This window comes from Robertmurraya sp. DFI.2.37, assembly GCF_029211245.1.
Lineage (GTDB): Bacteria > Bacillota > Bacilli > Bacillales > Cytobacillaceae > Robertmurraya > Robertmurraya methanolica_A.
Genome location: NZ_JARGEJ010000047.1, coordinates 1 through 26501, shown reverse-complemented (window position 1 = coordinate 26501; position 26501 = coordinate 1). Strand labels below are relative to the sequence as shown.

Sequence of the window (26501 nt, the reverse complement as noted above, 5' to 3'; positions counted from 1 at the left end):
TGAACTCCTTTTTACCATCTATCATAGCGTTTTTCATGACAAAAATTACAAATTGGAAAGGGGTGCTCCCAAGATAACGGTTTTCCGCAGCTCCTGCACTTCTTTTTCATTTTCTTGACTTCCGTCTTCAAAGATTCATGAACAGCATCACTCAGTTCTGCTCTCACCTTTTCCCAGTAAAGTGCTTCAAGCCTTTTATCCAGACGATACAAAAATAATAAATGCAGTCCAATTGCTTTATAGGATAATTCCTGCTCTTCTAAATTTCTTTTTCGAATGACTGGCTCTGGCAATTCTTCTCCTTTTACGATGGCAAACATCGTATCTCGCCATTGGTGGATAAGACTTTGATCTTTTGTTGAAAAAGGTAAATGCAAAAATCCGTACAAATCCATGAGCGAAAGCCTTGCTTCAACCTCTGTACCACGAATTACTTGATAAAGCTCTTTTTCTTGAGCTAAGCTTGCCTTTTCCGTACCGTTGGGACTCTCAAATTGTTCCCACAGTTCAAAAAATATGGCCATTTCACGATAATACTTTTGAAATCGTTCAAAGACTGCAGACGTCGGTGCAATCGCAAATGATTGTACTGGCTCATCTTCATTTTTGAGCAAATGCTTAAACCATTTAATATCAGAACTAAAGGCAACTTTTCCAACATCGTAAATCCCTTTTCTCCCAGCTCTTCCTGCAATTTGTTTAACCTCCTGAGAGGTGAGCCTTCTTCTTTTCGTGCCATCAAATTTTTCCGATTCTAAAAAAACGATGCGCCGAATTGGCAAATTAAGTCCCATTCCAATTGCATCTGTTGCAACAATTACTTTTGTTTCACCATCGATAAAACGCTGCATTTCCTTTTTTCTTGTCTCCGGTGGCATGCTTCCGTAAATAACGCTGACAGAAAAACCAGAATTTTGTAATCTTGATGCTGTTTCCAATACTTTCTTTCGGGAAAAACAGACCAGCGCATCTCCTTTTTTCGTTTGCTCTAATGTAAAAAGCCGTTTTTCCACTTGCAGGGGAATATCTCGGCTATACTCCTTAATTTCAATGTCAGCATTACCAAGAAGCCTGCATACCATTTCCTTTAAGCTTTTACTACCGACAATATGAACCTCGCGCGCATTCGCCTTCGTGATCGCTTTATACCAGGAAAAGCCGCGATCCTTATCAGCAATCATTTGTGCTTCATCGATGACAACGACATCAAAATATTCTTTTTCATGAAACATTTCAACGGTACAAGAAAAATGTCGAGCACCTTGAGTTGCTTTTTCTTCTTCACCTGTTTTTAAAGTGCAAGGAACCCCATCACTATTTAATTTGTCAAATACCTCTAAAGCTAAAAGTCGTAATGGAGCTAAATAAATTCCACTTGATGCTTTTTTCAATTGCTCAAGAGCATGGAAGGTTTTTCCTGTATTGGTATCACCGATATGAAGGACATAGCGGATGTCACTTCCTAGTCGCGGTTGGTATTCTTGTCCAAAAATTTCTTCAATTCTCTCTGCCTTTTCTTTTTCCCTCCTTTTTAGTGCCGCTAATTCCTCTTCTTTACGCTTCTCTCTTTTAGCTAGATCATCAAGCAAAATTTGCTCATGAAGATCGCGTTCGAACGGAACTGTAGCTAACGATAATAGTTCATCAACATACTCCTCTTTTATTAAACTATAAAAATCAAGAACGATTTCAGGTAGCTCATCCTTTAAAAGTGTTTCAATCTCCGCTAATTCGAGCATTTCAGACATAGCAGGTGCAGTTCCATGAAAAAACTGTTTATATATTGCTGCAAAAATGAAAGAAGGCACTTTGTCATATACAATTTCACGCACAAATTGTTTAAATATAATCTCATATGTTTCATACTGATACAGATTTCTTCCCCTGTATCTAGTTTTTCTAATATCACCCGTTAATTCTTCTAAAAAAGTAGCCAATGTAGTATAATCGGCCGCATTGAAATAACCAATATTATGAAGAGGGATTTCTAGCGAGAACAGCTCGAGCTGTTCATATTTAGGCTGTGTACTAATGATCTTCTCAAGGTTTTTAGCAATATAAGCACGGGTATGTAAGTAAAAGAATTGATAGTCTTCTGTTAATCTTTCCTCAATAAAAATATCAAGATTTTGTAGAAGTCTCAGCTTCTCATCTTGCTTCCGCTTTTCCTCTTCTTCTTCCAAAAATTGTTTTCGTGCATATTTGTATATTTCAAGCCACTCATCTTGATCATTAAACCTGTCTCGTGCCCACGACCAAGTGTCGAAAGGTTCGTATGAACGGATCTCATTGCGGAACAAATGATTGACAAGCTTTCGGTCAATCCCTTCTACTTCGTGACCTAAATTCTTCAACCATTCTTTTTTTTCTCTTCTAGGGATCTGGTTGGAAGCTTTATTTAACCATACGTTGAGCCAGATTTGTTCTAAATAGATCCTCCGCTCAAGGAAATATTGTTCAATGGTTGGTGGATGTTCCTTATTGCCTAAATAACAGTATAAATCCTCCCAAACTTTACTTTTTGTATACTCAACTGCAACTGGATATAACGATTGTAAATGTGACATTAACTCTCTCCTTAAATGAACTTAACATTATCTTTCCACAACACCCAAACAAATTTAACACTTTCCTGCATAAGTTTATAGAAACAAGTATTTAAAGAAAGGACAGATATTTTTGAATGAATTACTGTTTCAAAACCTTCAAGAAAAAGAAATGTCCTTTGAACAAGTATTTGACCGCATTATCAAGTTTATGAAATTAAATCCACAAGGAAATTATCGCTTAATGATCGGGACTGATTCTCAGGTTCATCATGATTATACCCTTTTTATTACGGGAATCGTTATCCAAAATGAAGGTAAAGGAGCTTGGGCATGCATTCGCAGAGTTTATATACAACGGAAAATGGAACAGCTACATGAAAGAATCTCTAAGGAAACGTCATTAACAGAGGAAGTGGTCGCTCTCTTTACAGAAGAACGAAAAAATTACATGATCGATCTCATTCTTCCGTTTATTTACCAAGGAGCAACATTTACAATGGAAGGCCATATTGATATTGGTGCCGGCAAACTTAATAAAACGAGAATATACGTGGAAGAAATGGTAGCAAGAATTGAATCTCTTGGTCTAGAGCCAAAAATAAAACCTAATTCTTTTGTTGCTTCTAGCTATGCAAATCGCTATACGAAATAAATAATACATAAACTAAGAAGAATCTTAACAGGTAGATTGCCCCCATTTGAGTACACATTTATAAAAGAGCTTAATTCTGGCCAAAAAAAGCCAGATAAGTTGTTCCAACTTCATTTTGTCATTTGTAACAATTGCCAATAGCAGCTTCTTCCTTTTCACTCATGCTCAATTCCACAATCATTTGTAAAAACGAAGGTGAATTTTTGTTGTTTTTATTGCTAAAAAAGTAGTATATCCACTTTCTTTGGCGAATACAAACTTGTTTTGTCACCTACGTAGGAATTTTTATGAAAAGGAAGAATTGATCCTGTAAAGGAGGTGAATTGTAAGTGAATACGGGCGCTGTTTCGAAATTATTAGGGGTTTCTTCTAGTACAGTGCAAAGATGGGTTAAGCATTTAGGCTTAGAAATGGAACGAAATGAATTTGGTCACTTTTTATATTCACAAGAAGATGTCGAAACCTTAAAGGAATTTAAAGAACAAATTCAAAATGGAATCCCCATCCAACATATTCAGGTGCGGAAACCGACTCGTCGAGGCTCTGTTAAATTTCTGCAAAAGCAATCCAGTTTAGTTGATAAAGTCAATAAACTTGAGCGAAGTATTGAAAATAAAGCAGACTCTGTCGTTACCTATCAATTGCTGCAGCATCGCCGAGAAATTGAAGAACTGCAAGGAAAAATTGAGCAGCTTACGAATCAAGTCGATGAGCTTCACCTTTCTCTTCGTCACTCACTCAACAAAGCTAGTGAACTAAAAGAGCAGGAGCCAACATCAAGCAAAAAACAAAAAAAGAAGACCGTATTTCACACCCTTTTCGGGTTTTAGGTCTTACCCATAATTATAAGGCCTCATAATGCTCACTCAAAAAAGATACCTTCCTTCATTACAAATGAGGTCTTTTATTTAATTTTTGTTTCTTCATTACCTCATAAGATTTTTCAATTATATCCGTTAAAACATCAGCCTTATATACTTTTCCTAGCTTCGTATGTTCCTGGTAAAATTCAACAATTTCATCTAATTTTTGCAACGTTTCCACTGAGACTCTGACATTTAATTGACTTCTAGCTTTGCTCGTCATATAAAGCCCTCCTATATTAGGCTAGCACATGCTATCACTTTGCTATCAATTAGCTAGCAAAGTGATAGCATAATGATATATTGACTATTTTAACATAAATTTTCTCTATTTACATAGATAGAAGAAAAAGTACAAGCCTCCTCCAGTAAACTAGTTTAATAGAGAAGATTAGTAGTTTGTTTAGCATAGGCTTGTGAATCGAACGAAGCTGAGCGTTTCCTAAAAAAACACTCCAAAAATTTAAATTTTAGAGTGTCCATTCAACTTATTAGCAATTATGATTGATATTTTTTTACGATCTCTTGCAATTTTAATGCAAGTCCTAAATTTCCATCTACTTTTAAACTTCCTGTCATAAAAGCCATTGTTGTATTTAGCTCATCCTTTAATAACTTAGAAAACTGTTTATCTGATGTCCACAGTATCACATTTGCTTCATACTCCTCTCCATCAGTTACCGTAATCTTCCCTTGTTCAAGGATCATTTGTAAGATACCGCTTTCATCTAAGTTAATTTGAAAAACACGATCCTTTTCATGTTCAATATGGACCGGATTTGAATTTATTTTATCAATCAAACGGTGCAGTTCTTCTTTTACTGACATCCTTAGCACTCCTTTCATAGCAAAATTTACACTTTATAAATTAAACTCAATACATCATGAGTGAGATACATGCTTTAATGTTCAATAAGTCCGGCAAACAAGCGGTCTAGAGAAAACAGAGCTTGTACAAGCTAAAACTATCAAGTACATCCAAACGCAGCCCGCCTATCTATTAAATATATTATTTCACTTTTTTCAAAATATTACAAACCTATTTTCTAATGAAAAACTTGTATTTCAAATAAATCCGTGCTATATTTATTGAGCGATGAGCTGAATTGCGTAAGACGAATTGACATTCCTACGGGAAATGCACAATGTGGAGTGCAGTCAAGCGCCGCAGTTTTCGAAGAAAAAGGACTTCCTTTCCGGAAGTCCTTTTCGTGATTTTACGCTGCTATTTTGAAAAGACGATATATTTTTGAGCGCAATAATTCGTTATCGTGTAAATTACCGTTCCTATTAGTACGGCCTGTTCTTTTTTCGTTAAAATCCCAGTTAGAGTGAAAGCCTCTGCCACCATAGCACTTAATGAATATGAACACCAATAACAAAACAGGACAACGAAAACGAATAAAACTCCAGTCTTTTTAATGGCAGCATTACTTTGAAAAGTAAAATTACGATTAAGAACAAAACTACATATCGCTCCAACGCCATTGCCGAGAAATGTTGCAAACCAGTAAGTAAGCCCGAACCCATTTAAAAGTATAAAGCTAGTGGAAAGGCCAACAAAAGTATTAAGACAACCCACACATAAAAATCGTATGAAAGGGCTAGTTAGACTTAAATATTTCCCCACGCTCAAGGAAATGGGTTTCATCCTCTAAACCTCCGCTGTCTTTAAAATGCTCTGGCAATGCAAATGTATAAGCATCAATATCAATAATATATTTTGGCCGTCGTTTTACTTCTTTATAGATTTTGCCTATATATTCGCCGATTATGCCAACGGCAATAAGCTGAAGGCCACCAATTAACCAAATCGACGTAATTAAGGAAGTCCAGCCTAGCTCCGTATCTCCAAAAAATTTCAAGCAAAGGAAATAAAGAGCGAAGGCAAGGCTACCAAAAAATGAGAGAAGACCTATAAATAAAACCGAACGAATCGGAGTAATGGAAAATGACGTAATTCCATCGAAGGCAAAAGAAAGCATCTTTTTCAGCGGATATTTTGTTTTCCCTGCTTTTCTCTCTTTTCTTTCATAATATACGCTTGTTGAATTAAAGCCAATTAGTGGGACAATTCCGCGTAAGAAAAGATTGATTTCTTCAAATTTCTCTAGTTTCTCGACAGCTCGCCTGCTCATTAATCGAAAATCAGCGTGATTATAAACTAAATCTACCCCCATCAGCTTCATTAATTTATAAAAGCTTTGTGCAGTTGTCCTTTTAAAAAAGGTATCGCTCTCTCTTTTAACTCTAACTCCGTAAACAATTTCATATCCCTCATGATACTTTTTTAGAAACTCTTTAATGACAGCACAATCATCTTGCAGATCAGCATCGATTGAGATAATACAATCGGACAATTCCTTTGCTTTAAAAAGCCCTGCTAATAAGGCATTTTGGTGACCAACATTCCTCGCAAGCTTTAGACCTCGCACATATTCATTTTGAATCGTTTCTTTATAAATGAAGTTCCATGTTTGGTCAATGCTCCCATCATCAACAAATAAAAGCCTACTTCTATCAGAAACAAGTCTCTCTTGTACCAGTTCACTCATAAGCCCTTTTAGTTCTTTAAAGGTATAAGGGAGAATCTCCTCTTCGTTATAACAAGGGATAACTATTGTTAGGATTGGTTCGTTCATGTTGACCTCCTAGCTGCTTACATTGCTTTATACAAGTAGATCTTCCATGGCGATTGTGCACTAGTAAATATTTTCATTAGACCGAGTCTATTCTCGCTAGCATTTTCAATCGGGATAGCAGAAAAAATATACTCGCCCCCCATGTCTTTAAATGCTTCCGTATTTATTTGCAAAGTTTTTAACTTCACTTTTGCATTTTTTTTAAACATATAACGCTTTCCCAATTCTGCTGTGAATATGTAGCAACGGCCGCCCCACTCATCAAAATAGGTACGGATCGTTTGATTTTTCTCAAGTTCTGCCGCAATGATTTCCCGAAATTGATACTTGTAAGACAAAGGGTAAAAATTATTGTACGAATCAACAGTGTAAAAACCGTTAAATTGTGATATTGCGGGGTGGATACCAATACTTGCGACTCGATACTCTTCAACAGGTTTATCGATATATTGCTTAATTTCAGAAAAGAGTTCAACTGAATAAAACTCTTTTACTGTTGGTTTTCGTTGATACACAATTTCATCATTAAACAGAAATAGAACAAATAGCTGTGCTGCGATCAAAAAATGAGCAAGGGGCTTTAAGCCAATAGAATGGTTCATCCATATTTTTAAGGCGAGTGCAAAGCTTACGTAAATAACCATTGGCCTCAAAAAATGAAAACGGGCAAAGTTAAACGTATCCAATACGTGAAAACGTTCCGTTAATGGGAGCCAACCTTTATAAAACCAAAAAGCATACCATGTAGATAACAAAAAGTTTATAACGAAAAGGAGCAAAAAAACTCGCTCTTTTTTCCACAGTCTTTTTATGATGACGATATACAAAGCGAACAGGATAACGGGTAAAATCACAAGCCCATGAACAGTCATCACATGGGTATGCCCTAATAGAAAATTTTTAAATGTGAGGCGAATCACACGCCATAAAGACAGCCTTGCATGAAAGTATTCATCCCTGCTATTTGCCTCCGTAATCAATAAAAAGGAACCTACTAAGCGATACTCAACGATTAAATAGATGAAGGTCATGTAGGCAATTGAGAAAAAAAATCTCAAGTTTAGTCCTTTTCCGTGTAATACATCGATCACCCAGAAAATGGCGAGCGCGAATAAAAAAAAGAAAAAGCCCAATACAAAGCTAGAGTACAGTGGTAATAGCGTTAGCACAGCATAATTACGCCAATCACGTTCCCCTTTACGTATATTTAAAAAAGCCCATAACGCAAGCGGCATCCCTAGTGTACTAAGCATTCCCGACGGCCAAAAAGGAGTTAAAGCGAAAGCTAGAGCCGCTCCAGTACAAACAAAATGCCATTTTTCTTCTTGCAAAAAATGCTTTTTTAAAAGTAATAACATCCCAAAAAAAGCGATATACCTAGTTATTGCCTGACTAAGTGCGTATGCAACCATCGTTGGAAAGAAATGATACAGCCAAACAATGAGCGTTAATTCAGAGCCTAAAGCATTTCTCGGTAAACCATTCATCACTTGGGGAATTGTCGATTCAATTCCACCAAAGATTTTTCCGCTTTCCGATAAAATTTTATACCATGCTAGATTAGAATCTAAGTTATCATGTACTCGGATATGTGCGTTTTCTCCTAGAATAAATAAAGGTGATAAGTATAACGTAATCACTGCTAGAGCGAAAATGACCTGGTGTCGTTCACTTAAATTCCATCGGACCACAAAATACACCTCAAAACGATTTACAGTCAAAGCATGATGAGCAAGTTTAAAGAAAAGGGTTCGAGTTAATTTATGATTCGAACAGTAATATTCAACTCTAACGCTGACTGTACATTTATCGTTTACGAATAAATTGAATTATATTCCAAATATCCAATTTTCCACTAATTTCAAAAAAGCAACAAAATCGTTAGGAAGTGTTCAAATATTTTTTGCTGGGCTGAATCGAAGCAGCTTTTCTTAACCAGGCAAATATATCGTAGCTTACCCTCTACAAAAAGAGAAAAAGCCTTCCTACTTTAAACAAGTAAAAAGACTTTAAAATATCGACAATCAATAAGATATAGTGGAAGATTTCTTCTTCCAGTACCTACGCAAATTGGCAAATCAAAATAGCTCATCGCTTGCTATTTTAACTGCCGCAAAAGCTTGTCCAAAGTATTCATTCATTAGTGGATCTCTCAAAACATATTATCGTGGAAAGGCAAGCAAAGAACGAAATACTCTATTTAAACAAGCGGGCTGCTTTCAGGAAAGTGTTCAGCCATTATGACTACATTTACGGATATAAATTATCAAACATTTTCTGCATAAAATGTTGATCATTGCATTTTGCCGTTTGTAAAACAATTATTTTTCCTTTTTTTTCCTTTTTATCAACTAATAACCATTCATTTGCTTCCTTTTTAATAGTTAACATAATATTGTTATTGTTAATATCTTTATACAATATATAACCTCTTGTTGGATCATGATTTAAAAAATACAATCTCTTCTCGCCTCGATATTTCCCCGACATTAATTTTTTTAATGATTCAAGTGTCTCATTTTTGCCTGTCAGCATTTCGTTTTTCCAAAGATCACTTGCTGTGAAAAAGATCAGGCTATTTTCACTTTTTTTCTCCAACAAATCAAAACTAGCTAATACATCATTATTGACTAAATTTATATATTCAGCTTTTGTCTCATCGACCATTTGCTTACACTCTTCGGATATTTCCTCTTCATTCGCACTACTATGTTGCGGTTGAAAAAAAAGGAGCAAAGCACCAACTCCAAGAAATAACTTTTTCATTTTACCACCTCTTGTCTTATGAAAACGGCATTAAATATTATGTTTTTGACAATAGTTTTCAACAATTTCTTCAATTAAGCTTGGCTCGGGATATTTGCCGTAAAAATGAAAGCTAAGTTCCTCTACAAATTCTCCGTTTAAATACACATGAATTGCTCCATTTTGGTTTACTACACTATATTCAGGCTCGAATCTGTATCCATTTCGATCAATAGCCCCCATTTTATCAGCTCCTTTATTGAAATATCTTTTAGCGTTTGACGAAACCAAGCATTATTATTACGTTCACAATCGGCACTGCACTTTCATATTAACGCGATAGCAAAAGGATTCATACCACGATTAAGCAAGCTTTGGTTTCATTTTCACCTGTCGTTACATAACATATGTGTAGGACATATTCAAAGTTCCATTCTGCCCAACTTTCTCAACTACTATAACTAGGGCGAGATTAAAAAAAGAGGTGAAAAATTAAAATGTTAAATGAAGAGGTCAATCCTCAAATATATAAACCTAGCAGAAAATCTCCGATATCATCTAACCAACAATTATTCAAATTGAATTACTTACAACGTATTTTTGAGGAACAAACGACGATTAATAGACATTTAACTCATTCCGTTGAAAAGGTTAATCAATCACTAAAAAGAACGAACGCTAACCAGGAAAGTACACTCAAACAAATGAACCTGAAGCTACAGGAACAGGAAAACTTCTCTAATGAGTTAAAGAACTACTTAATGGAACAGGAGAAAATGAAAAAAGAGCTTTTAGAAAGAATTGCTATATTCGAAAAGATGAATCTTGCCGTCATGGAAAAATTACAAGCAGACAGCCTTTTAACAGAAGCAATTTTAGAACAGCAATCGGCACATGAAGATATATTAGTAAAAATGACAGCAAATTTTGAGGAAACGAATTCAGTTGCTGAGCAATTAAAAAAACAGGAAGAGTTGTATCAAGACTTTTCCAATAAACTCGGAGTTCACGAGGTATACCATACTACGGTTATGGAACGACTTGATCAACAGGAAGGTTTAATAAAAAAACTTAGCGGTGAATTGGATCATTTAAGAGCGATTCTCTTCGAAAGAACATCGTATATTTTAGAAAAGCTAGAAACGCATCTGAACCGAATAACGAAGCCGATCCAAAGATTCTTCATTAACACAGAGGGAAAGGAAAAGGTTGATAAATAAATGTGAGTCCAGCCAAAGTCAAAATGAGCGATAGCTGTTCCCCTTCAGGCTGATTGAAAACACCAGGCTTTGGCTGGAGTGGAATTACTATAGGAAGTAATGAATCTCCAAACCTAACAAAAGCACGAAGAATGCGAACGTTTTGCAGGTAGCCTGAATTAACCTCTTCCCTTTCCCCCAAAAAAGCAAAAATGATTAATTTACAATCCTTTTACGAATATTAACGGCACATGCCTTAAATTCAGCTGTTCCAGAGATAGGATCATACTCATTTATCGTCAGTACATTTGTCGGAACCTCACTCCAATGAAAACTCATAAAAACAAGTCCGGGAACGACTTGATCAGTTATTTTTGCTTTCACAGAAAGAGACCCCCGTCTTGACAGTACTTCAACTACCTCCCCATCCTCGATCTTTAATCGGAGAGCGTCCTTAGGATGGATATCTACTGTCTCCTCTACTTGCTTAATCTTAACGCCTGACGCGTAATGGCGCGTCTGTGTATGTGTATTATAACTTTCTAGCCGTCTTCCCGTTGTTAAGGTAAATGGATAGTCTTTATCTGGTTGTTCAATCGGAGGTGTATAAGCTACAGGAACAAAGGTAGATTTAATTGAGTTCTCCTTTGACTGGAATCTTTCATGCAAAACAAATGTTCCTGGGTGCTCTTCATTTGGACATGGATAATGGATGGCATATTCTTGCTCTAGACGTTCGTAAGAGATTCCTCCATACACTTCATGCGCTAACATTCTCACTTCTTCCCATATTTCCTCACTATGATTGTACGCCATTTTATAGCCTAGACGAGTTGCTAAATCACATAAAATTTCCCAATCCTCCCTAACATTTGCAACTGCTTTTACAGCTTGCCTTACTCTCTGAATGCGTCTATCCGTATTGGTATACGTGCCCTCTACCTCCCCCCATGATTTTGCAGGTAACACGACATCAGCTTGTTTTGCGGTATCGGTTAGAAAAATATCTTGTACAATTAGCAAATCAAGACTATTGAGAAGTTTTGCCGTATGATTTAAATGTACATCTGCAAGCAATGGGTTTTCTCCAATAACATATAAAGCTTTTACTTCTCCGCTCTCCATTCTTTCAAATGTTCTTGTTTGCGTGTCACCAACATCGCTGTTAATCTTAACCCCCCAATGGTCCTCAAATCTCATGCGATATTGGTCGTCAGTAATGGAACGTGCCCCTGTTATCATATTAGGGAGACAGCCCATATCACCAGCCCCTTGAACATTATTTTGACCTCTTAACGGCATGATTCCATTGCCACGTTTGCCAATATGACCTGTTAGCAATGCAAGGTTGGCAATATCAAAGACGTTATTAACTCCACAATGATGTTCAGTAATTCCTAACGTATACGCAATCATCGCATTGTCTGCTCTCGCATATTCTCTTGCTGTTTCTACAATATCAGAGGCATCAAGACCAGTTATTTTTGCAGTATATGCGGGAGTAAAAGTTTTAACTTGAGCCTTTAAACGCTCAAAGTCAGCGGTGTGCTTCTGCACCCACTCATCATTAAAAAGTCCTTCTTCAATAATTACATGGAGCATCCCATTAATTAAAGCGATGTCCGCACCTACATCAATTTGAAGATGACGATGCGCTACTTTTGTCATATCAATCTTTCGCGGATCTACGACAATAATTTTTAAGCCCTGTTTAGCGGCCTTTTTCATTTTGTTTGCGATAATCGGATGCGCTTCTGTTGTGTTAGAACCCATCAATAAAAGAACCTCTGACTCTTCAAAATCATCAAGTGTGTTTGTTGGAGAACCGCTACCAAACATCGTTGCCAGACCGGCAACACTCGGGGCATGTCACGTTCGATTACACCCGTCTATGTTATTGCTTCCAATTGCGGCTCTCATGAATTTTTGCGTAATGTAATTCGATTCATTTGTTGTTCTGGCACAAGCAAACATAGAAATTGCATTTGGGCCGAAATGCTCCTTAATATGTGTGAGTTTATTTGCAATAAATTGCAACGCCGTTTCCCATGTTGTCTCTACAAGTCGTCCATCTTGGCGTATGAGCGGACTTTTTAAACGTTCATCTGCATGAACATACTTATAGGCAAACGCCCCTTTTACACATGTCTGTCCTTTATTGACTGGTGCTTCTTTATCTCCGCGGATCTTTGTAATAATATTATCCGTTACTTCAAGCAGAAGTCCACAGCCTGTTCCGCAATAGCCACAAATTGTTTTCACTGTTTTAGTTTCTGAAGCCTCCATATCATTCCCTCCTCTTCCTTTCTTTTATTCTAGCGAAAAAAAGTCGGTATACGATAACGAAAGTTAGAAGTTATTTTGAACTTTCTAAATAAAGGCGACAATCTATGCATCTCGTGGAATTTTGGCTTTTCTTCTAATGAAACTAAGGTTTCTCATGTTTTTTCCATAAATTAAAGTTAATTCTTCATTAAATCCTCGTTGTCGGTAACGGAATAAAACGACTCTTAACCTAGTAATGAATAAATAAAAAGCCCACTTACAGCATTAGGCTGTGTGAGCTGGTAAAATAATATTAAAGGTAGTTCCTTTATTTAGTTCGCTTTCAATGAAAACTGTTCCGTTATGACTTTCAATAATTTTATAGCTAACCATTAAACCAAGGCCATTTCCATCCTTTTTCGTAGTATAAAAGGGCTCGCCAATTCTCTTCAATTTTTCCTCGGGAATTCCTACTCCAGTATCTTGAATTGAAATTTGTACTTGCTCGCTTGCTACATGAACGCGAACAGTAATATCTCCGCCGTTTGGCATTGCCTCAATACCGTTTTTCACAAAGTTTAGAAAGACCTGCTTCAAACGGTTCTCATCGCATTCAATTTGGACAATATCATCATTTGCTTCAAAGTGCATGCGAACCTTTTTCTTCCGTGCTTCAAATTCCAATAATGATAAAACATCTTTAATAATTGGAATAATATTTTTTTCCTTCAGATCCACAACCTTTGGCTTAGCTAATACCATAAAGTCCTCTACTATTTGGTTTACCCGGTTTATTTCATCTAAGATTATATCTACAAATTCTCTTCTTTGCTGGTCTGTTTCATCTTCTAACAAAAATTCCGCATAACCTTTCATGGATGTAAGCGGATTTCGAATTTCATGGGCAACACCTGCTGCCAATTGTCCCACTGCCGCAAGCTTATCCTGACGATGAAGAATTTCCTCTGTCCGTTTACGCTCTGTAATATCGTTTCTTATTGCCAAATACTGATATGGTTTCCCCCTTTCATTCATAAAAGGGACAATGGTTGTGTCTACCCAATAATAAGAACCGTCCTTCGCCTTATTTCTAATTTCTCCTTTCCATACTGAGCCACTTCCAATAGTTTTCCACAACTCTTTAAAAAAATCGGGACTGTGAAACCCAGAATTTAAGATGCGATGATCTTTACCAACTATTTCATCTCGAGTATATTGAGATATTTCACAAAATTTGTCATTAACTCGAGTGATAATCCCCTTTTCATCTGTAAATGCCACAATCGACGACTGGTCTAGAGCGAATTTTATATCATTGACTTCTTTTAACGTTGCTTTCAGCTTGCGTTCTGATTGCTTGCGATTTGTAATGTCAGTACGAATTGAAACGTATTGATAAGGCTTCCCCTTTTCGTTTAAAAAAGGAACAATGGTCGTATCGACCCAATAAGTACTCCCATCCTTTGCACGATTTTGAATTTCGCCTTTCCAAACTTGTCCACCGCCAATTGTTTTCCAAAGTGATTGAAAAAACTCTTTTGGGTGGTAACCTGAGTTCAAAATTCGATGATTTTGTCCGATTAATTCATCCTCTGTGTATTTCGAAATCTCAACAAATTTGTCATTCACATAAGTAATCGTCCCTCTTGCATCTGTTATCGCCACGATCGATGACTCATCAAGCGCTGCTTTAATATCCTTTAAATTAGAATCAGAGTCAGCAAGTCTTTTGCTTACAAGAGCACTTGAACCTATTAAGCCGCTCATGATCATGACAGCGACGATTAAAATGGCATAAATCAAAAATGTTTCTTGAAAAGGGTCTTCCGTAACACCTGAAATATCTGTCCTTGACGTAATGGAGGAGGCTTTAAGAAGCAAAAAATGTCCCTCAACAACAGCTGTTGTAATAATGAGTGAACTTAATGGTCTAATCCATACATTCTTTGCCAATGACGAATCATAAATTAACCAAAAAGCAAAATAAAATGAGACAAACACTACTAGTGCTGTCACAGCTAATATCACCCAATTATAAGTCAGAGCCAACTCAAGTCCGAACATGCCGATGATATGAATGGAGAAGACTGCACTCATCATAAAAAAACTTGCTGCAACTAAATTTTTAGGTGTAAGGCTATTTAATGAAATTGCATAGAAGGCCATTCCAGTGAAGCAAATTCCCACCAAAATTGCTAAAAAAGTTACGGGCAAATTGTAATTCGATAATGTCGTAATATCTAACGCAAAAAGAAAACTCATCACCCATATGCCGAAACTTAAAGACAGCGTTCCGCCAATAAACAGGAGTGGCCTATTACGCTCCGATGATCTCAGCATCGAAAACATATCCAATGCTGAATAGGTAGCCATCATCGTTAAAATAACTGCAGCAATAATCAAGATTGGATTTAAAGATAAATAAACAGTCAACATCTATCAGCCCTTTTCAAAGAAAAGTTTCTACTATAATTGTAATGTAAACTAACCGTTCTTTAAAGAAATATTTCCATTTCACTTTTGTCTTAGCTTAATTCTTTCGCTGACAACTACCAGCGGCAGCAAAAAAATAAGCTTCGATGGATATAGCAATTTTTGCTTTTTTATATGTCGATGTTCATTTTTGATTCATTTCAGGTGAAAAAGCTTTTACACACCTTCTCAGCAAAGGTGAAAAGCTTCGAATTCATGCAAATTTTGAAAAAGGTTTATTTTTTTCAAATCAAGTCCGTATGCTCGCCAATATTGATTTTACAAAAAAATTAGAAAAAACAGTTCACTTTTTTCAAAATTGATGTATACTGTATTATAACAGAATTAAAAAATATAAATTGTATTATAAAAGGAGTGGATTTCGTTGATCAAAAGTCCTGTTGAGTTTTTCCGCGTGCTACCAAAAAAGATCTGTCCGGAATGCGGGGAAACAATGAAAGAGCAAGCCGAAAGTTATTTAATGGAATGTGATCGTTGTTTAGCAAAGAAAACTGAATAGAAAAAATCATAGCTTTAGCGCCAATTCAGGACACGCTAAAGCTTTTTTGATCTGTATAAAAATCGAAATAATTTTATATAATATTTTGAAAAATGTATTAATTAACACTTTGCTCATGTTATTATTTTAATTAGGGTACCGAAATAAAAAGCCCAACAAAAAGGAGGAGAACTTAATGGTAAAAACAATGACCGCTCGATTAAAACGTGATGAAGTTCCCATCAATTTAACATGGAAGCTTGAGGATCTATTCGCATCTTCAACTGAATGGCAAGCTGAAATTGCGACAATTGAAAAAGAACTTCCAGCATTTTCAGTCTACAAGGGGAAACTTCATGAAAGTTCAGCTACACTATTAGCATGCCTTGAATTACAGGAAAAATTAAATAAGAAATTAATTCTAGTTAGTACATATGCTTCGCTACTACAATCAGGTGATAGCACAAATCCTGTAAACCAAGCTAATGCAGCAATTATTGCGGATTTACGTTCAAAAACAGCTGCAGCTCTGTCCTTTATAGACTCTGAAATCATTACCATTCCAGAAGAAAAATTGCAACAATTCATCGATGAAGAAATAGGTTTAAAGCCTTTTACAAAAATGTTAACAGACTTAATTGACGGCAAAAAATATCGACTTTCGCCAGAAACAGAGGAAGTACTCGCTGCTCTTAGCGATGTGCATGATTCACCATATGCAATTTATCAAACAAGTAAGTTAGCTGATATGCAATTTGAGCCAATCATTCATGAAGATGGTGAAGAACTGCCGAACTCATTTGCATTATTTGAAGATCGTTACGAATTCTCTCCAAATACGGAAACACGAAGAAGAGCTTACGAATCATTTACAAAAACGTTAGAGCAATATAAAAATACTTTTGCGACCACATATGCAACTGAAGTCAAAAGACAAGTAACATTATCCCGTCTTCGTAATTTTGATTCTGTAACAGATATGCTATTATACCCACAGCAGGTTTCTAAAGAAATGTACGAAAATCAATTAAACATAATTCAAGCCGAGTTAGCGCCTCATATGAGACGTTTTGCCCAATTAAAGAAGAAGATTTTGCAATTGGATGAACTGCAATTCTGCGATTTAAAAGCACCGTTAGATCCTGAATTCAACCCTAAAACTTCTTATGAGGAAGCTAGTGAAGTAATTTTAGAAGCATTAAGGATTATGGGGCCTGAATATTTAAGTATCATGAAAAAAGGGCTAACAGAACGATGGGTAGACCGTGCTGATAACGTGGGAAAAGCGACCGGAGCATTTTGCTCAAGTCCATACGGTTCACATCCATATATTTTAATAACTTGGACCGACACGATGCGAGGCGCATTTGTGCTTGCACATGAATTAGGGCATGCTGGACACTTCTATTTAGCTAATCAAAATCAACGCATAATGAATACTAGACCTTCTACTTATTTCATTGAAGCACCTTCAACCATGAATGAAATGTTGCTAGGCGATCACCTGCTTTCTAATACAACAGACCCACAAATGAAACGATGGGTTGTACTGCAGCTATTGGGAACTTATTATCATAATTTCGTAACCCATCTTTTAGAAGGGGAATTCCAACGAAGAGTCTATGGGCTTGCAGAGAAAGGAACTCCCCTAACCGCAAAAATACTATGCGAAACAAAAAGAAATGTTCTGTCAGAGTTTTGGGGTGACACTGTGACAATTGATGAAGGGGCGAGCCTAACTTGGATGAGACAGCCTCACTATTATATGGGACTTTATCCATACACATATTCTGCTGGTCTAACAGCCTCAACAGCAATGTCACAGCAAATCAAAAAAGAGGGCGAGCCTGCTGTTAATCGTTGGTTAGAAGTTCTAAAAGCTGGTGGAACAAAAAAACCGATTGACTTGTTAAAACAGGCAGGCATTGACATGTCAAAACCTGATCCAATTCGTAAAGCAGTTGCTTATGTTGGTTCGCTCGTTGATATTTTAGAGGATAGCTATAAATAATGATAAGAAGGTGTCCCAAAAGTTTAGCTTTTAGGGGCACTTTTTTTAAATTCCCTATATGATCGGAACGGAAGTTGGCATTTTCCGCTCCAATCAACCATATCCGCATGAACAGCCATCCTACGGAGTCTTCTGAGAAAAAGATGAACAACCAGAAAAAAATATAAAGCAAAAAAAGAAATCACCCTTTTATATACTTTAAATAAATAAAAATAAGCAAAATTTTACACAAAAGAAAAAGCTGATATCAAAAAGTCGTTTAAACGACCTTTTGACACAGCTTCTCTTAATAACAGCTTAGGAGACCCAACCATTTTATCAGTTTGTGGAATATCCCTGTTATCAGGAATATCTAATAACTGACATGTGTTTGTTCCGCTACAACAGGCTTTACTCTGCTAAAAAAGCATTTATACTATTTCGCAGTACCTTAAGGTTACAAACTTTTATTCAATTGTCATTGCTCAATTCCCTCTATCCCTTTTCTTGATTAAATGCTTCAAAATTTACTTTTGAAAGGTATCAAGTGTGATTGTGTAACGACGGTCCTAAAGCATATACCATCGGCGAATCCCAATTCTTGCAAGAATCTTTTGGGTAAGAGCTTTTGTTCTACGTATCAAAACAATCATTTATAGATAGAACATCCCTTCTTAACCAAGTGGATTTACAAAAACGATATCCTTCGCAAAGTGAGGCGAAAAACCGGATAACAATGTCTACCTGGTACGATACCTCTTCATTTCATCGTTACAAATCTTTATTACCTTCTTCGTCATTCCGCTACTTAATCAAAGTGATAAAAGGTGCATTTGCTTACGTTCACGCAATCACACTTCTATTTACGGAACGAGCACAATGGTTGAGCCTCCTAAATCGTTATTGCATTATCTTTTTACACTTTTATTATAAGCTACTTTTTACTTATTTTACCTTCCATTTACGACATTTATGTGAACGTTTTCACACGCTCAGGTTTTTGTTATGTGCCAGTGGTGGTTATACTTGAAACGTAATGCCAATGGTACAATATAATGAAACTACGATATCGCTCATATCATGAACAGCGAAAAAGACTTTCTACATAAATAATAAGAAAGTCTTCACAGCCCTACAAACAATATGGATTATTCTTCACTTTAATTAATTTTTGGCAATTCCCTTATTTCCATTGAGGTATCATTACCACAGAGTGGACATTTCAGATCGTAACTAGCAAAATCCTTCCTCATCCAGCCAATACAACCATCATCCTTACAAGCGTAGACTTCTGTATCCATCATGATATCTTCTGGTTTTTCTTCCTGTGCTTTCCTATTGAAAAACATAATCATCGTCCCCTCACATGAAAATTAAGTAATATTAAAAGAATTGCTTCACTTTGCTGGTCAGCGTACTTAAGTGAGGTTAAAAATAGCGATGCTTTTTACCTGTTTCCCTCACATACACATTTGTTCTCCTATTTATTATTATTGGCAAAAATCTTTTATTTCACGCATCTATTTCCACTCTTTTCAAAATAAGTTCGACCATTCTTCTTTTTCTCAAGGAGGTCTTCAAAAGCCAGGGAGCTTTGACACCACTCATAAACATGAAAATAACTAACTTCATTTTAAAAGTTGATGCAAACCATGCTTAATATAGAGAAATGGAACTTTTACTGATTAACTCCTCACGATAATATACTCTCGTATTATAAGGGATTTCGGAAATTTATGTACAGATGAACAAAAAGCAAGGGAAGAAAAATCACTTCCTTTTCTTCCCTTACTTTTTTATTAGAACCTTTCAGACAGCCCTTTATCACTTCTTTTACAGCCATGCAGCCCCTACAATGATTAAAAGGATGAACAATACGACGATGAGGACGAAGCCACCGTATCCAAATCCAGTTGCAGGGTAGGCATAACCACAACCACCAAATCCACCATAACCGTAACCCATTACTCCACTTCCTTCCTAAATATTGTAGATATGGAGCCATTTCAATTTTTTATATCGGCTCTCTTTCTAAACTCTTCTTATTAAGATGCATCCGTAATGGTTAATACCATCCACCGATGTAAGACGCACCAACTATAATAAGAAGGATGAACAACACAACGAGTAAAGCGAATCCAGCACCATATCCGTGTCCAGCTCCTGCGCTCATCTTATCCACCTCCCATAATCTCTACACCCATACTATGTAAGGAAAAGTTGTCCTGAATGGGCTTCTGTAATAAGTGCATAAAAGAAAATAAAAAGAGCGGCATCAACACCACTCTAAAATTTATGATTTTATAATTGGATAAAAGTAAGATTAACTATTCTATAATATGTTGAAATTCCATTGATGCCATCTCTTGGGTCGTCTCATCTTCAAGTTTTACAATGGGCAAAGTAAAGAAAATAGTAGTTCCTTTCCCTTGCACACTTTCTGCCCATATATTGCCTTTATGATGTTCGATGATTTCCTTGCTGATCGATAGCCCTAAACCGCTCCCTGCCATAAATGGACTCGTATTCCCTGTGTACGAACGTTCGAAGACTTTTTCCAACTCAGTATGGGAGATTCCCAAACCAGTATCCGTAATCGCAAAAATGACATACCGATTATCGCACTTAAGTGTAAATGCTATCGAACCTTCCACCGTATGCTTAAGAGCATTAGAAACAATATTTGTCATGACCTGCTCAATCCGAGTGACATCAACATCCACATACAAATGACTTAAATCCTTCTTTTCTAATACCGAACGCTTAAAGACGAGTCCCTCATGTTTAACATCCCATTCGTGCTGATCACATAAATGATGAAAAAGCTTTTCGACACTGACAATTTCTGTAACAAAAGTCATATTTCCATACTGCAGTTTAGACAATTCAAACAGATCCTGAATAAGCCGATTTAAACTAGCAAGTTTATCTTTGCTACGTTTTAAATAAGTAAGTTGTTTTTCCGGTGAGATCACAATTCCATCCAACATTGCTTCAATATATCCTTGTATCGAAGTGATGGGATTTCTCAAATCATGAGAAATATTGGATAGTAGTTCCATCCGTGCTTTTTGGGCATTGGCAAGCTCTACATTTGCCTCTGCCAAACTTTTATTGACAATCTCCAATTCCACTGTCCGCTCTTTAACTTTCTCTTCTAAGTTCAGATATAACATAGCATTTTGTATGGAAATGGCTGCTTGAGACGCGATCGTGGAAAGCAACAATAAATCTCGCTCAGTAAATGCATAAGGAAGCAAATGATTCTCCAAATACAAAATTCCAATCAATGTTCGCTGATGCAATAATGGAATCGTCATAAGAGACATCACTTGTCTTTCTTGGAGATAAGGATCCGTTTTAAATAAGCCTTCAACACATGCTTCGTGTAAAATGATTGGTTCATGACTTTTTTTAACATATTGGATAATCTGCATCGGTAAAAGCTTCTTGAGTTTTCCAGCTTTGTTTGCTTCAGGAAGATTAGCTAATCTAAGCTCATTCCCTTCTTTAATAAGTAAATAGCCTGTCGTTGCCCCAGCATTTTCGATGACAATATTCATAACTTTTTGAACAAGAGTATCGAAAACAATTTCACTTGATAATGCCTGAGAGCTTTTTAAAACTGCCTCTAAATCCAAAACATCAAGTCTCCCCTCCAGATGGAACCTGTCCTTGTTGAGGTTTGGATACTTCTTAGCGAGCGTAGCACATTTTCTATCTGCTCCCCACTTTTTATAAAAATAGTAAGCTTCCTTTAAATAAAAATTACTTAAGCGGATCGCCTGTCGCTTATGATAATAACGGGCTGCGCATTCACAAATAATCGCTGCGTCTTGTTCAAAACCGTTCACAATCGCTTTATCCAGAGCGGTCTCGTAGACGTCAGCAGCAATTTTATGTTCACGTAACACACTTGCTGTTTCAATCTTCATTAATAAATATTTATGTTCATAATTCATCGGTGCATGACTAGCCCATTTCTTCATCTTCTTTAGATTACGTTGCAAATATTTTTTGATTCTCTTCCGTTCTTTTGCAGGCTCATGATGATAAAATTGAACTAACCAAAGGGTGTGGTAAAAATAAAATTCAGGTGCTATCACAAGAACAAGAGTATTCGTTACCGTACTATTTAAAGCTTCAATAATCTCCTTCGCTTTTTTATCATCCGCAACAATATAAGCCATCTGTAAACGAATTGTATTATGCATAATATAAGCAGAGGGATCATCCCGCAAGTCAGCAAGCTGAGTAGGTGGTAATTTTCTCTTAGTACCATCTGCTAACCATTCCATCCATTCCTTCATTTCAAGTAAAAATTTCATCGAGAGAAAGTATTGAATCTTATTAACAAAGGCTAATTGTTTATTAATCTCTGTTAAAACAATCTTCAGTGGATCACCTTTAATCAATCTAGTAATAATAATAAAAGAGCTGGCAGCTCCTGCTAAATGAAAATTTCCAGACTCGAGACTCAACGTTTGGGATTTTTCTAGCGAACGTAAATTAATTGAAATCGAACTTTTCCAATGGTTCACAAAGCTTCCGAAAACAAAGTGAACCCTTGCTGTCAATTTTTTCACCTGACTTCTCTCAACATGGGCTAGTGCTAGTTTTCCAAATTGATAGCTCTTATCAAAATTGCCAAAGCCGGCGCTCAGAATAAGAGCATAATTATTGAACACAAGGGCAGTTATGTCGGTATTTCCATGCCTTAATGTAAATCGGAAAGCCCGAAGCATTAAATAAGTAGCTAAATTTTGATTCACATGATATGAAGGGGCATTCATATTAATAAGGCTCTCAATAATTAAACAATCTTCAGAATTATTCATAGGAGCTAGGTTTAATAACTCTTCAGGCTTTTTTCCGATAAGTAAAGACTGAAGCAGTAAAAATTCTTTAGCAATTTTCATCATTCCAATAGGTCGATCCAACTTCCATCCAAAAAGCTTTAAACCACTTGTTCCACATTTAACGGCATCCTTTAATCTGCTCACATGCGTATACATGATCAGCTTCAAATTATAAATGCTCATTTTTTCTTTGTTGGTCTTTGCATTATACAATAGAGTTTCAAATGCATTTTCTGCCATTTCGAAATCACTATTTAAATATGCACATTCACCTAGTCCAATGAATATTCGATATGAAAGCGCATAATTCGTTCGCCAATGCCCTTGGTTAAGGAGGTTTTTAGCGGATAAAAAATATTGATAGGCCTGTTCAAAAGCTGCCGCATTTTTAGCCATTTCACCAGCCTGCGTGTTGAAAACTGTTAACGCCTTTCTCTGCACATCATCAAGCAAATGCACACAGAAATTAAGATGATCAGTTAGTTTATAAAGCAAATTAGATTCAGGCAAACACTCGACATTTCCCCATTTACTCAACCCAATTTGGAAGTGAAAAAAAGTTTGTTCCTCCTTGCTCATGTATGTATAAACCGCTTGCTGAACTTTATCATGAATAAATTCCAGAACAAGGTCATGCTCTACATTTTGCTGTCTCGAAAAACAGATAAAGCCCTCATCAACGAGCAAATACACATGTTTTAAGATCTCATCGTTTGAAGTTTTTGCAGCCTTCACCAACTCATAGTAAGTGAAGACCGTTCCAAGACAAGCAGCAAACTTTAAACTTTTTACAACCTGAAAAGACAATGTCATTAATTTCTTACTAATGTGTTCCATTATATCTTTACCGATTAGTTGCTTTGGAAATTTGCCAATATGAAAGATATAACCATTTTTTTCTTGATTTACTGAAATTAACCTTTCCTTTTCTAGAGTTATTAAAATTTGTTTTAGAAAAAAAGGATTTCCTTGCGAAAGATTGAAAACATAAGCTGTTAAACTACTATAATCGTCAGCGAAGTGATAAGTGTCATGAAGCCATTGAGCAACATCCTTTTCATTTAACGATGCAGTCTCGATGCTGACAACCTTTAATTTCTGCAGCAAGTTCAAATTATGAATTGATTTTGCGCTCTGCTCTTCTTCATTTCTGCTAGCTATAATGATTAAGATATTTAAAAGTTCTTTATCCTCAGCTAAATAATAAAGCAGATCTATCGTTGGCTGATCAGCCCATTGAATATCATCAATGAAAAGAACAACTGTAAACTCTTCCGTCAATACGGCTAAAAGCTGTTGAAATGTAATCAGGATGCTATTAGGCCTTTCCAACGGTCCGATTTTTTCCTCAAAATGATGGTAACCAATGATCCATGTGAACTCTGGGATAAGCTCACACAATAGTTGACAACGATGACCTAATTTAGCTAGAAATTGCTTCTCCCATTTTCTGACGAAGTCATCCCCTTGTGAGAGAATTACACGAAAAATGGTCTTACATGCTTGAATAATTGGTCCATATGGGGTGCTTCGCTCAAATTGATCCCATTTTCCAGCAGCAAAAATGGCATCTTGTTTATCACATATATTCATAAATTCGTTTACTAACGCTGTTTTTCCAGTACCGGAACTTCCACGAATATGAACGACTTCCTTATTCCGTCGTTTTACATTTTTATAAATCGTCTTGAGCTGTTTTAACTCTTGTTCACGGCCGAATAGTTTACGGTCATTTTTAACCTTTATTGAACCCTCCAAACCTAGTTGAAAATGACTAATTTTTCTCTCAGTTTGCCATTGAAGCAAACATCTCTCCAAATCCTTCAAAAGTGAATATGCTGTTGTGTATCTTTTTTCAGGCGATTTTTCTAAAAGTTTCAGAGCGATCAATGACAGTTGACTTGGTATTTGTGAGTTTAACTCTGCTGGGGGAGTGGGGAGCTTTGTAAAGTGCGAATAAACAATTTCAATCACATCTACTGCTGGAAACGGTAATTGGCCTGTCAGCATTTCATAAAAAACGACTCCAAAGGAATAGAGATCAGAGCAAACATCTGCCTCTTTCTCCATTCTTCCCGTCAGTTCTGGCGAGCTATACCATAAAAACTGTTTATCAATAGGCTCGAGCATCCCCATAAAGGAGGTAACATACAACTTCTGCTCTGTAAGATGGATATGAACATGATCAGGATTCAAGCATCCGACTAACTTGTCCTGATGATGAAGGCTAATGAGCATTGAAGTTAATTGTATTGAAATTACGAGCATTTGCTCCATTGACAAACTCTTCTCCTTAATCAAAGAAGATAACGGTTTTTCAAAGGAGAAATATTCATAGATTACGAAAAGATTATCATTAGTTTTATTTATTTCTATTGGTTCAATAAAAGAAAGAGCTGTTTTCCTTTCCTGTTTCTCATTTTTTAATAATGGAAAGGATTTAAAATGGTGGGCTTGTCGTCCTTCATAATACAGAACTCGGTCTGTTGAAGCCAATAATTGAGTAACCTCATAACCTGGTAAACTTATCATCCATCGACACATCCATCGTTTATTTTTCACCTTTACAGAAATGGAAAACTTTAATAAATCTTTAACAAAGTTTGAACTATATTTATAGTTCATATACTATTATTATTTTGTGAATATTTTGTGAATAAACTGGAGGTATTTATGGAAAAGGTCACTGAGTTCGAACAACCAACCGTTACCATTATTCCAAATAAAATAGATGAAGAATGGTTAAAATTAATCTTGCAAGCTAAACGTCTTGGATTAACTATAGATGAAGTAAGAGATTTTCTAAATAACAAATAAATTTTATCGTTCGATACATAGGTTAGAAATTGGTTCAATTAAGATAGCCATTAAATTTATAGCCTATTCCCCTAACCGTCAATATATATTCTGGTTTCGCAGGATTCGCTTCAATCTTTTTTCGTAAATTACTTATATGTACCATTACAGTTCGATTATCGCCAAGGCTATCTTCGCCCCAAATAAGCTGAAATAATTGTTCAACACTAAAAACTTTTTCCACATTTTGACTTAGTAAGGATAAAATCTGATATTCCTTGACCGGCAGTGTAATCGGTGTACCTCGACTACGAACAAGACAACTATCCAAATCAATCGATAAGCCTGGAAATTCTATAATATTTCTTTCTACATCAATGTTCCGTTTATTCCTGCTAATCCTTGTTCTTCTTAAATGCGCTTTAATTCTTGCAACTAAAACACCAGGGCTAAAAGGTTTTGTTATATAGTCATCTCCTCCTATTCTTAAGCCAAGAATCTTATCGAAGTCATCCTCCTTTGCACTTAAAAATAGAATCGGAGCATCCGTTTTTTCACGAATGGCTTGACAAGTCTCATAACCGTCAAGCCCTGGCATCATAATATCAAGAATAATTAAATTCGGGCTAAAACCATCGAGCACATCTATAGCCTCACTTCCTTCTATAACCGAAGTGATTTCAAATCCTTCTTTCACTAGATATAGTTCAAGAACATTCCGAATATCAGGATCGTCATCAACAATTAAAATTCTGTCTCTATCCCTACCCATACTAATCCCCCTAAATTTTCGGCTATTTCTATTTTACTATAAATATCCTTTTTTTCCTCCTATTAACACTGTGTGACTGCTAGAATAAAGTGTACAGTTTTTGCTTGATAAGATGAAACGCTTATTTACCCAAATATACCAGCAAAAAATATCAACCTATCACTGTAAAATGATCATAGTTCATACTTGCAGTGGAGG

Annotated in this window: 21 protein-coding genes; 6 read left to right on the top strand and 15 right to left on the bottom strand. The window is 36.2% G+C overall.

The genetic code is table 11. The features are described 5' to 3' along the window. Nucleotides 1-11: 11 nt before the first annotated feature. Nucleotides 12-2567: a DEAD/DEAH box helicase gene (locus PZE06_RS19500; RefSeq protein WP_275791954.1), complete on the bottom strand. Its 2556-nt coding sequence runs from the start codon at nucleotides 2565-2567 to the stop codon at nucleotides 12-14. Between the two features lie 151 nt (nucleotides 2568-2718). Between PZE06_RS19500 and PZE06_RS19495 the strand changes: the two genes are divergently transcribed. After that, a complete protein-coding gene (locus tag PZE06_RS19495; protein ID WP_275791967.1) occupies nucleotides 2719-3201 on the top strand; it encodes a ribonuclease H-like YkuK family protein in 483 nt (160 codons plus the stop codon). A 329-nt stretch (nucleotides 3202-3530) separates the two neighbouring features. Beyond that, nucleotides 3531-4031: a MerR family transcriptional regulator gene (locus PZE06_RS19490; RefSeq protein WP_275791953.1), complete on the top strand. Its 501-nt coding sequence runs from the start codon at nucleotides 3531-3533 to the stop codon at nucleotides 4029-4031. 58 nt (nucleotides 4032-4089) lie between these two features. On the opposite strand, the gene PZE06_RS19485 is transcribed toward PZE06_RS19490, so the two are convergent. The 7 genes from PZE06_RS19485 to PZE06_RS19455 form a co-directional block, all read right to left on the bottom strand. After that, entirely contained in the window at nucleotides 4090-4287 is a 198-nt protein-coding gene (locus PZE06_RS19485) for a hypothetical protein (protein ID WP_275791952.1), read from the bottom strand. A 275-nt stretch (nucleotides 4288-4562) separates the two neighbouring features. Continuing rightward, complete coding sequence (locus PZE06_RS19480) at nucleotides 4563-4892, bottom strand: SCP2 sterol-binding domain-containing protein (RefSeq protein WP_275791951.1); 330 nt, start codon at nucleotides 4890-4892, stop codon at nucleotides 4563-4565. A 397-nt stretch (nucleotides 4893-5289) separates the two neighbouring features. Next, nucleotides 5290-5715, bottom strand: coding sequence for a GtrA family protein (locus PZE06_RS19475; RefSeq protein WP_275791950.1), 426 nt, complete (start codon nucleotides 5713-5715; stop codon nucleotides 5290-5292). Continuing rightward, on the bottom strand, nucleotides 5669-6706 hold the full coding sequence (locus tag PZE06_RS19470) for a glycosyltransferase family 2 protein (RefSeq protein WP_275791949.1): 1038 nt from the start codon (nucleotides 6704-6706) through the stop codon (nucleotides 5669-5671). Before PZE06_RS19470 ends, PZE06_RS19475 begins: the two co-directional genes overlap by 47 nt. 17 nt (nucleotides 6707-6723) lie before the next feature. After that, entirely contained in the window at nucleotides 6724-8397 is a 1674-nt protein-coding gene (locus PZE06_RS19465; protein ID WP_275791948.1) for a DUF6044 family protein, read from the bottom strand. A gap of 559 nt (nucleotides 8398-8956) precedes the next feature. Next, nucleotides 8957-9472 (bottom strand): hypothetical protein, encoded by a 516-nt coding sequence (locus tag PZE06_RS19460; RefSeq protein WP_275791947.1) that lies wholly within the window; start codon nucleotides 9470-9472, stop codon nucleotides 8957-8959. 30 nt (nucleotides 9473-9502) lie between these two features. Then, nucleotides 9503-9694 carry a YbxH family protein gene (locus PZE06_RS19455; protein WP_275791946.1) on the bottom strand — a complete coding sequence of 64 codons (192 nt, stop codon included), beginning with the start codon at nucleotides 9692-9694 and terminating at the stop codon, nucleotides 9503-9505. A 254-nt stretch (nucleotides 9695-9948) separates the two neighbouring features. On the opposite strand from PZE06_RS19455, the gene PZE06_RS19450 reads away from it, so the two are divergent. Continuing rightward, the gene (locus PZE06_RS19450; protein ID WP_275791945.1) at nucleotides 9949-10671 is read left to right on the top strand and encodes a hypothetical protein; all 723 of its coding nucleotides are present in this window, start codon (nucleotides 9949-9951) and stop codon (nucleotides 10669-10671) included. Nucleotides 10672-10866: 195 nt separating this feature from the next. On the opposite strand, the gene fdhF is transcribed toward PZE06_RS19450, so the two are convergent. After that, a complete protein-coding gene (gene fdhF / locus PZE06_RS19440; protein ID WP_369011857.1) occupies nucleotides 10867-12936 on the bottom strand; it encodes a formate dehydrogenase subunit alpha in 2070 nt (689 codons plus the stop codon). 264 nt (nucleotides 12937-13200) lie between these two features. Then, nucleotides 13201-15351, bottom strand: a complete 2151-nt coding sequence (locus PZE06_RS19435) for a PAS domain-containing protein (protein ID WP_275791944.1) — start codon at nucleotides 15349-15351, stop codon at nucleotides 13201-13203. A gap of 421 nt (nucleotides 15352-15772) precedes the next feature. Here PZE06_RS19435 and yhfH point away from each other — a divergent pair, with 421 nt between their 5' ends. Both yhfH and pepF read left to right on the top strand, forming a co-directional pair. Further along, complete coding sequence (gene yhfH / locus PZE06_RS19430) at nucleotides 15773-15907, top strand: protein YhfH (RefSeq protein WP_275791943.1); 135 nt, start codon at nucleotides 15773-15775, stop codon at nucleotides 15905-15907. Nucleotides 15908-16082: 175 nt separating this feature from the next. After that, entirely contained in the window at nucleotides 16083-17897 is a 1815-nt protein-coding gene (pepF, locus tag PZE06_RS19425) for an oligoendopeptidase F (protein ID WP_275791942.1), read from the top strand. A gap of 1139 nt (nucleotides 17898-19036) precedes the next feature. On the opposite strand, the gene PZE06_RS19420 is transcribed toward pepF, so the two are convergent. From PZE06_RS19420 to PZE06_RS19405, 4 genes are all read right to left on the bottom strand, one after another. After that, nucleotides 19037-19225: a cold-inducible protein YdjO-related protein gene (locus PZE06_RS19420; protein WP_275791941.1), complete on the bottom strand. Its 189-nt coding sequence runs from the start codon at nucleotides 19223-19225 to the stop codon at nucleotides 19037-19039. 484 nt (nucleotides 19226-19709) lie between these two features. After that, a complete protein-coding gene (locus PZE06_RS19415; protein WP_275791940.1) occupies nucleotides 19710-19841 on the bottom strand; it encodes a YjcZ family sporulation protein in 132 nt (43 codons plus the stop codon). A 100-nt stretch (nucleotides 19842-19941) separates the two neighbouring features. Next, entirely contained in the window at nucleotides 19942-20049 is a 108-nt protein-coding gene (locus PZE06_RS19410; protein WP_019155635.1) for a YjcZ family sporulation protein, read from the bottom strand. Between the two features lie 154 nt (nucleotides 20050-20203). After that, the gene (locus PZE06_RS19405; RefSeq protein ID WP_275791939.1) at nucleotides 20204-25267 is read right to left on the bottom strand and encodes an AAA family ATPase; all 5064 of its coding nucleotides are present in this window, start codon (nucleotides 25265-25267) and stop codon (nucleotides 20204-20206) included. Between the two features lie 141 nt (nucleotides 25268-25408). On the opposite strand from PZE06_RS19405, the gene PZE06_RS19400 reads away from it, so the two are divergent. Beyond that, entirely contained in the window at nucleotides 25409-25552 is a 144-nt protein-coding gene (locus PZE06_RS19400; protein ID WP_306421279.1) for an anti-repressor SinI family protein, read from the top strand. Between the two features lie 34 nt (nucleotides 25553-25586). Here PZE06_RS19400 and PZE06_RS19395 read toward each other — a convergent pair whose 3' ends face one another. After that, on the bottom strand, nucleotides 25587-26303 hold the full coding sequence (locus PZE06_RS19395) for a response regulator transcription factor (protein ID WP_275791938.1): 717 nt from the start codon (nucleotides 26301-26303) through the stop codon (nucleotides 25587-25589). Between the last annotated feature and the right edge of the window lie 198 nt (nucleotides 26304-26501).